Raw genomic sequence first — 7,687 nt, forward strand, 5'->3', positions numbered from 1 at the left:
GATCCGGCCGCGTGGACGGCCGTGGCCGCCAACGTCGCCGGCGCGCTCGTCGCGGGCGGCATCGCCGTCGCGCTCGGCCTCGGCCACCACTACTGGGCGGTCGTGACGCTCGTCGCGGTGCTGCCGGTGGTGCGCGGCCCGCTCTCCTTCACCCGCGTGGCGCACCGCGTGCTCGGGACGCTCGCCGGGTCGGTGGTCGCCGCGGGGATCCTCGCGCTCCACCTCCCCGTGGCGGCCGTCATCGCGGTCGCCGTCGCGTGCCAGTTCGCCGCGGAGCTCGCCGTCGGACGGCACTACGGGCTGGCGCTCGTCTTCATCACGCCGCTCGCGCTCGTGATGGGCGGGCTCGGCCGCACGCAGCCGGTGCTCCCGCTCGTGGCCGACCGCGTGGTCGACACGGCGGTGGGCGCCGCGGTGGGCGTGGCCGTGATCCTCGTGCTGCGGGCTCTCGCCCGGCGCCGCGCCCGTCGGGAGGGCCCGGCGGGCGGATCGCCGCGGGCCGCCGCCTAGCCGAGGGCCGTGCTGCTCCAGCCGAGGAGGCGGCCGTCGGCGCCGAACACGTTCCAGCCGTCGGCGCACGTGACGGCCGCGGGGTCGACCTCCGGCGGCCACCAGGTGTCCTGGATGGTCGTCGGCTGCAGGTCGGTGCAGCCGCCGGGCGCCGGGGCGGGCTCGGCGGTCTGGACGGACACGATGGTGCCGGCCTTCGCCTCCGACTTGACCCGGATGAGGGTGCCGTCCTCCGGGATCCACGACGGCAGCGACTCCCCGAGGGCCGCCTGCGCGTCCGCCGTGGTGGCGTAGATGCTCGTCGTGGGCGTCTGGAACTGCGACTGGACCCCGCATCCGGACAGGAGCGCCGCGCTCGCGACGGCGGCCAGGACGGTGAGGGTCGGTCGATGCATCCCCCTAGTGTGCCTCGTCAGCGACGGCGGCGGATGCGGATGGGTCCGCGGGCCGTGGACGGGTCGACGACCGACCCCTTCTGCGTGATCTCGACCTCGCCCGCGTCGACCAGCCGGCGAGCCGCGCGGCGGGCGGGCTCCATGAGCTCCCTCCAACCGTCGGGCGACTCGGCGCGCGCGGCCTCCGACGGGCAGATGGTGGCGCCGCCCGCGCGCTGCGCGAGGAGGTCGAGGATGCGCCGCTCGAGCGCCGCGTCGACGGCGGAGACCCCGCGGCGGCGGCACGCGTCGCTGCAGTAGCGGACCTCGTCCCAGTCGCGCTCCCACTTGCGCCGCCACTCGATCGTGCGACCGCACGCGACGCAGGTCTTGGGCTCCGGGACGCGGTCCTTCGTGGTGGATGCCCGGTGCGCCATCCTCCCAGCATGCCCCGCGCGCATGGGCGTCGTCTGGTCATGACGGGTGGCTGCCGAAAACCTGCCACGAGCAGGGTTCCCCCTGGTCGCGGGTGGGATGATGACCGGACGGGGCGGGTTCCCGGTGCGGGCGATCAGCGGCCCGAGCGACCGCCGCACCCGCGGCCCGCATCGCACAAGGAGCACCCCCTGCATCTCCTCTCCGTCTTCAGCCTCCGCAACCGGGCGCTGATCGCGCTCATCACGATCGTCATCGGGGTGTTCGGCGGCATCGCGCTGACGACCCTCAAGCAGGAGCTCATCCCGTCGGTGTCGTTCCCGCAGCTCGCGGTCGTCACGGCCTACCCGGGCGCCTCGCCCGCGGTCGTCGACACCGACGTGTCGACGCCCATCGAGCGCGCGATCCAGGCCGTCCCCGGGCTCGAGTCCTCCACGGCCACCTCCCGCACGGACTCGTCCGTGATCTCCGCGTCGTTCACCTACGGGACCGACCTCGCGACGGCCGAGCAGAAGATCGACCAGGCCATCAACCGGATCCGCACGACGCTGCCGGACGGCATCGACCCGGTCGTCATCGCGGGCAGCATCGACGACCTGCCGGTCATCCAGATCGCCGTCACGAGCGACCTCAGCCCGCAGGAGCTGACGGCCGCGCTCGAGCGCTCGACGCTGGCGGACATCCGGAAGCTCGCCGGCGTGCGCGACGCGAGCCTGCTCGGCACGGTCGGGCAGCGCGTGGTCATCACGCCGGATCCCGCCGAGGTGCAGGCCGCCGGCCTCTCCAACCAGGCCATCCGCGACGCGCTCGACGCCAACGGCTCGCTCCTGCCCGCCGGCGCCGTCACCGAGGACGGCACCACCCTCTCCGTGCAGTCGGGCACGCGCCTCGGATCCACGGAGGACCTCGCCTCCCTACCGCTGCTCGGCGCCGCGGGCGGACGCCAGCTGACGATCGGCGACGTCGCCACGGTCGAGCTCGGCCAGGACCCCACGACCGGCATCTCCCGGGTCGACGGGGAGCCGTCGCTCACGATCGCCGTCACGAAGACGCCCGCCGGCAACACGGTCGACGTGTCCCAGCTCGTGACCGCGCTCCTGCCGCAGCTGGCCGAGGACCTCGGGAACGGCACCCGCTTCACGGTCGTCTTCGACCAGGCGCCCTTCATCGAGCAGTCCATCTCGAGCTTGACCACGGAGGGCCTCCTCGGCCTCGTGTTCGCGGTGCTCGTGATCCTGGTGTTCCTGCTGTCGATCCGGTCGACCATCGTGACGGCGATCTCGATCCCGGCCTCCGTGCTCATCACGTTCATCGGGATGCTCGCGTCCGGCTACACCCTCAACATCATCACGCTCGGCGCGCTCACCATCGCCGTCGGGCGCGTGGTGGACGACTCGATCGTCGTGATCGAGAACATCAAGCGGCACCTCTCGTTCACGCCCGACCGCCTCGACGCCATCCGCGCCGCGGTGCGGGAGGTCGCGGGCGCGGTCACCGCCTCCACCGCCACGACCGTCGCCGTGTTCCTGCCGATCGCGCTCGTCGGCGACATCACGGGCGAGCTGTTCCGGCCGTTCGCGCTCACCGTCACCATCGCGCTCGCGGCCTCGCTGTTCGTGTCGCTCACGATCGTGCCGGTGCTCGCGTACTGGTTCCTCCGGCCCGAGGGCGAGTCCCGCCGGGCACGTCGGAAGGCCGCCGCGGCCGCGGCCGCATCGGCCACCGCGCCCCAGGGCGCGGTCCGCACGGGCGCGCACGCCGCCGTCGCCGGCCCCGTCGACGACCGGGAGCTGGCCGACCGGCCGACGCGCGGCACCCACGCGGCGCACGACGAGGGCGAGGGCATCGGGAAGCCCACGCGCCTGCAGCGCGGCTACCTGCCGATCCTCGCCTGGACCCTGAAGCACTCCGCGGTCACCCTGGTGCTCGCGATCCTCGTGCTCGGCGGCACGGTCGCGCTCATCCCGAGCATGAAGACCAACTTCCTCGGCGACAGCGGCCAGAACACGCTCACCGTCTCGCAGGAGCTGCCGAGCGACACGAGCCTCGACGCGCAGGACACCGCCGCCACGCAGGTGGAGCAGGCGCTCATCGGCGTCGATGGCGTCGAGACCGTGCAGACCTCCATCGGCTCGGACAGCACGTCGCTAACCTCGGCGTTCGGTGGCGGCGGAGGCATCACGTTCTCCCTCACGACCGACCCGGACGCCGACCAGGAGGCCATCCAGGACCGCGTGCGCACCGCCGTCGACGGGCTCTCCGACGTGGGCGACGTCTCCCTCGCCGCCGCGTCCGGCGGCTTCTCCTCCAGCGACATCGAGGTGGAGATCACGGCGAACGACTCGGACGACCTGAAGGCCTCGGCGGACGCGGTCCTCGCCGCCGTGCAGGACATCCCGTCCATCGAGCAGGCCACCAGCAACCTCTCCGAGACGCAGCCGTACATCGCGATCGACGTGGACCGGGCGAAGGCCGCCGAGGCCGGGCTCAGCGAGCAGGCTGTCGGCGGCATCGTGACGGCCAGCCGCCTGCCGGCCGCGGTCGGGCAGGTCGTGATCGACGAGGAGACGCTGTCGATCTACATCCAGGACCCGGACGCCGCCCAGAGCCTGCAGGGGCTCCGCGACTTCCCGATCCCCACCGTCCGCGGGCTGGTGCCGCTCAGCGACCTCGCGACCGTCGAGGTCGCCGACGGGCCGGCATCCGTCACCACCACGGGCGGCTTCCGCAGCGCGACCGTGAGCGCGACTCCCGGCAGCGACGACGTCGGCTTCGCGTCCTCCGAGGTGTCGCAGGCCGTCGCCGACGTGCAGCTCCCGGCGGGCGCGCAGGCGTCCCTCGGCGGCGTCGCGTCGCAGCAGTCCGACGCGTTCGGGCAGCTGGGGCTCGCGGTGCTGGCCGCGATCCTGATCGTCTACATCATCATGGTGGCGACGTTCCGGAGCCTCGTGCAGCCGCTCGTCCTGCTCGTCTCGGTGCCGTTCGCGGCGACCGGGGCCGTGCTGCTGCAGGTCGTGACGGGGATCCCGCTCGGCGTGGCGTCGATCATCGGCCTGCTCATGCTGGTGGGCATCGTGGTGACCAACGCCATCGTGCTGATCGACCTCGTGAACCAGTACCGGACGCGCGGGATGGACCTCCGCGAGGCGGTCCTCCAGGGCGCCGGCCGACGGCTCCGGCCCATCCTGATGACGGCGCTCGCGACGATCTTCGCGCTGCTGCCGCTCGCGATCGGCCTGACCGGGCACGGCGGGTTCATCTCGCAGCCGCTCGCGATCGTCGTGATCGGCGGGCTCCTGTCGTCGACCGTGCTGACCCTGCTCGTGCTGCCGTCGCTGTACTCGGTCGTGGAGCGCGGCGGGCTCCGGCTCCGGGCCCGCGGCGAGCGGCGCCGGGCCGAGCGCGGGCTGCCGGCGGGGGCTGCCGCCGAGTAGTCTGCCGGAGCGGACCACCGTCCGCGTGCGCCGGGATCCCCGGGGGGACGAGGTGCCGGATGCAGGACGAGCCGCTCGGTCGGCGGACCCGTTCCGACGCCCGCATCAACCGCGACCGCATCCTGGAGGCGGCGATGGCGGAGCTGTCCCGTGACCCCGACGTCGCCCTCAGCGTCATCGGCAAGCGGGCGGGAGTGGGCCAGGGGACCCTGTACCGGAACTTCCCCGATCGCGAGTCCCTCGTCCTGGAGCTGTACCACCGCGAGGTCGACCAGATCGTCGAGGCGGCGGAGGGTCTGCTCGCGACGCAGCCCCCCGCCGTCGCGCTGCGCCGCTGGCTGACGTCCCTCGCCGAGTTCGCGATGGCGAAGGCGGGGCTCGGCGGTGCCATGAAGCGCGTCAGCGCGAAGACGGGCGGATCGTCGCGCCCGGGCTACGGGGCGGTGCGGAACGTGGTGGAGCGACTGCTCGAGGCCAACCGCGCGGTGGGCGCCGTGCGTACGGACGTCGCGGTGGACGACCTCCTCCTGATGATCGCCGGCATCTGGGACCTCGATGCCGAGGGCGACTGGCGAGAGCGTGCGGAGATCCTCTTCGACGTGATCATTGCGGGGCTCGCGGCCGGTGCATCGGCCGACGGTGCCGCGGCCCACGGTGCGGCAGCGACCGGTGCGGCGGCGAGCGGCGCGGATGACCCGTCGGGAGGCGGCGGGGAGCGCGCATAGGGCGGAGCGGCGGCACGTCCCTGCGCGTCGGCGGGGGAGCGCTTGCATGGCGGACAGTTGTCCGTTACCTTCTCAAGAAGCGGACAGGTGTCCGCATCTGGATGGAAGGCACCCCATGAAGATCCTCGTGCTCGGCGCGACCGGACCCACGGGCCGGCACCTCCTACGACGGGCGCTCGCTGACGGCGTCGACGTCACCGTGCTCGTCCGACGTCCGGAGGCGGTCGCGGAGCTCGCGGATCGGCTCGACGTGGTCACCGGCGACGCGACGTCGCGGGACGACGTGGCCGCCGCCGCGGAGGGTGTCGACGTCATCGTCTCCGCCCTCGGTCGCGGGACGTCCATGAGGTCCGAGGGCCTCTTCACCCGCGCGGCCCGCGCGGTCGTCGACGGAGCGCGCGACGCCGGCGTGCGGCGGCTCGTCTGGCTGTCGTCGTTCGGGGTCGGCGCGACCTACCGGGATGCGAGCCTCCTGCAGAAGGCCTTCTACCGGACCTTCCTCCGCGACCTGTACGCGGACAAGGCCGCGTCCGAGCGGATCATCCGCGGGAGCGCCCTCGACTGGTCCCTCGTCTACCCCACGGCGCTCACGCATTCTCCCGGTGACGGGGCCTTCGTGGTGGGGGAGCGGCTGCCCATGCGCGGCAACCCCATCATCAGCCGGGACGATGTCGCCGCGTTCCTCCTGCAGGAGGCCCAGGAGGCGACGTGGGTGCGTCGCGACGCGGTGATCAGCGGCCGCTGATCCGTCCACCCGCGCGGCGTCCCGCCGCGCCCCGTCCACCCCTCCCTCCCCGCGCGGCGCATCGCCGCGACCGACCACCCCGACCCCGGAGCACCCCATGACCGCAACCCCCTTCCTCCTCGGTGGCGACCTGCCCGTCAACCGCATCGCGTTCGGCGCGATGCGACTGGCTGCGGACGGCTTCACCGGCCCCGCTCGCGACGCGGAGACGAGCCGCAGCGTCCTGCGCCGTGCCGTCGAGCTCGACATCGACCTCATCGACACCGCGGCCTTCTACGTCAGCGACGACGGTTCCCTGAGTGCGAACGGGCTCATCCGCGAGGCCCTGCACCCCTATCCCGACGGGCTCGTGATCGCGACGAAGGTCGGGCCCTCCCGGCGACCCGACGGCACGGTCGACCTCCACGCTCCCGCGAGCGGCCTGCGGGCCCAGGTCGAGCAGAACCTCCGCGAGCTCGACGTGCCACGGCTCGACGTGGTGCACCTTCGGGTGGGCGCGATGCGGCCGCCACGGGGCGAGTCGATCGGCGAGCGGTTCGCGGCGCTCGCCGCGTTGCGCGAGGAGGGCCTCATCCGGCATCTCGCCCTCAGCAACGTCGACGCGCAGCACGTCGCGGAGGCGCGTGCCATCGCGCCGGTCGTGGCGGTCCAGAACACGTACCGCACCGACGGCCCGGAGGACGCCGCCCTCCTCCGGATGTGCGAGGAGGCGGGCATCGCGTTCGTCCCCTTCTTCCCGTTGAGCGGCGGCATGGTGGACGTGGGGGGCGAGGTGGTGCGCCGCATCGCAGCGTCCCGCGGCATCACCGCATCCCAGGTCGCCCTGGCCTGGCTCATCGCGTGCTCGCCGGTCACGTTGGCGATCCCCGGGACGGGCAGCGTCGCACACCTGGAGGAGAACACGGCGGCGCGCGACGTCGAGCTGAGCGCTGCCGAGGTGGTCGAGATCGCGGATCAGTGACCGGGGCCCTGGTGCGGGGCGGCCGGATCCGGTAGTGTCGTCCAGTCGGCTCTTGACACCGCTACCGGACCATCCATCCGGGCGGATGGATTTGTCAGTCAGGTGGGCCGGTCTCCCCCTCTCGTTCCGCAGAGGGGTACGTCACGCGATGACACGGCCCCCGGTCGACGACTGCCCGGGTTAAGAGCAGCTCTGCGCACCCTGATCCTGTAGCGCGCTGCTTCGAATGAGCATTGTCATGCACTCGAGCAGAACGAGGAATCCCTCATGCCCTACAACAACGACTCCCCGCGCGGCGCGAAGCGCGCCCCGTCCGGATCGCGCAGCCCGAACCACCGCGGCTACAACTCCGATCCCGCGCCCAAGAAGCAGCGCTGGAACGCCGACGAGCGCGCCCAGCGCTCCGGCCAGGACGACCGCCCCCAGCGCGGCGGCGCCGCCCGTCCCGCGCGCGGCGGCGACCGCCCCAACTGGGAGCCCCGCGCCGAGCGTCCCGCCGGCCG

The 7,687-nt window shown here is 73.2% G+C and carries 7 protein-coding genes and 1 pseudogene; 6 read left to right on the forward strand and 2 right to left on the reverse strand.

Features of this window, described 5'->3' with window-relative positions; all coding sequences use genetic code 11:
- On the forward strand, nucleotides 1-510 hold a 510-nt coding region (locus Q6969_RS10920; RefSeq protein ID WP_317230459.1), incomplete at its 5' end, for an FUSC family protein.
- On the opposite strand, the gene Q6969_RS10925 is transcribed toward Q6969_RS10920, so the two are convergent.
- On the reverse strand, nucleotides 507-905 hold the full coding sequence (locus tag Q6969_RS10925) for a hypothetical protein (protein ID WP_317230460.1): 399 nt from the start codon (nucleotides 903-905) through the stop codon (nucleotides 507-509). The genes Q6969_RS10920 and Q6969_RS10925 overlap by 4 nt on opposite strands.
- A gap of 17 nt (nucleotides 906-922) precedes the next feature.
- Complete coding sequence (locus Q6969_RS10930; protein WP_317230461.1) at nucleotides 923-1,321, reverse strand: DUF2256 and DUF3253 domain-containing protein; 399 nt, start codon at nucleotides 1,319-1,321, stop codon at nucleotides 923-925.
- A gap of 189 nt (nucleotides 1,322-1,510) precedes the next feature.
- Between Q6969_RS10930 and Q6969_RS10935 the strand changes: the two genes are divergently transcribed.
- The 5 genes and pseudogenes from Q6969_RS10935 to Q6969_RS10955 form a co-directional block, all read left to right on the forward strand.
- Nucleotides 1,511-4,753, forward strand: coding sequence for an efflux RND transporter permease subunit (locus Q6969_RS10935; RefSeq protein ID WP_317230465.1), 3,243 nt, complete (start codon nucleotides 1,511-1,513; stop codon nucleotides 4,751-4,753).
- Nucleotides 4,754-4,812: 59 nt separating this feature from the next.
- Nucleotides 4,813-5,478, forward strand: coding sequence for a TetR/AcrR family transcriptional regulator (locus Q6969_RS10940; protein ID WP_317230462.1), 666 nt, complete (start codon nucleotides 4,813-4,815; stop codon nucleotides 5,476-5,478).
- Between the two features lie 115 nt (nucleotides 5,479-5,593).
- A complete protein-coding gene (locus Q6969_RS10945) occupies nucleotides 5,594-6,223 on the forward strand; it encodes an NAD(P)H-binding protein (RefSeq protein WP_317230463.1) in 630 nt (209 codons plus the stop codon).
- A gap of 97 nt (nucleotides 6,224-6,320) precedes the next feature.
- Entirely contained in the window at nucleotides 6,321-7,184 is an 864-nt protein-coding gene (locus tag Q6969_RS10950; RefSeq protein WP_317230464.1) for an aldo/keto reductase, read from the forward strand.
- A gap of 267 nt (nucleotides 7,185-7,451) precedes the next feature.
- Nucleotides 7,452-7,687: pseudogene (locus Q6969_RS10955) on the forward strand (ATP-dependent helicase); the annotation flags it as partial.

The organism is Clavibacter sp. MX14-G9D (assembly GCF_032917815.1).
GTDB classification, from domain to species: Bacteria; Actinomycetota; Actinomycetes; order Actinomycetales; family Microbacteriaceae; genus Clavibacter; species Clavibacter michiganensis_K.

Bases quoted from the DNA above. Each gene is read 5' to 3' on its own strand.
- Q6969_RS10930 (WP_317230461.1), bottom strand. From the start codon at position 1,321: ATGGCGCACCGGGCATCCACCACGAAGGACCGCGTCCCGGAGCCCAAG.
- Q6969_RS10940 (WP_317230462.1), top strand. From the start codon at position 4,813: ATGCAGGACGAGCCGCTCGGTCGGCGGACCCGTTCCGACGCCCGCATC.
- Q6969_RS10950 (WP_317230464.1), top strand. From the start codon at position 6,321: ATGACCGCAACCCCCTTCCTCCTCGGTGGCGACCTGCCCGTCAACCGC.
- Q6969_RS10945 (WP_317230463.1), top strand. From the start codon at position 5,594: ATGAAGATCCTCGTGCTCGGCGCGACCGGACCCACGGGCCGGCACCTC.
- Q6969_RS10925 (WP_317230460.1), bottom strand. From the start codon at position 905: ATGCATCGACCGACCCTCACCGTCCTGGCCGCCGTCGCGAGCGCGGCG.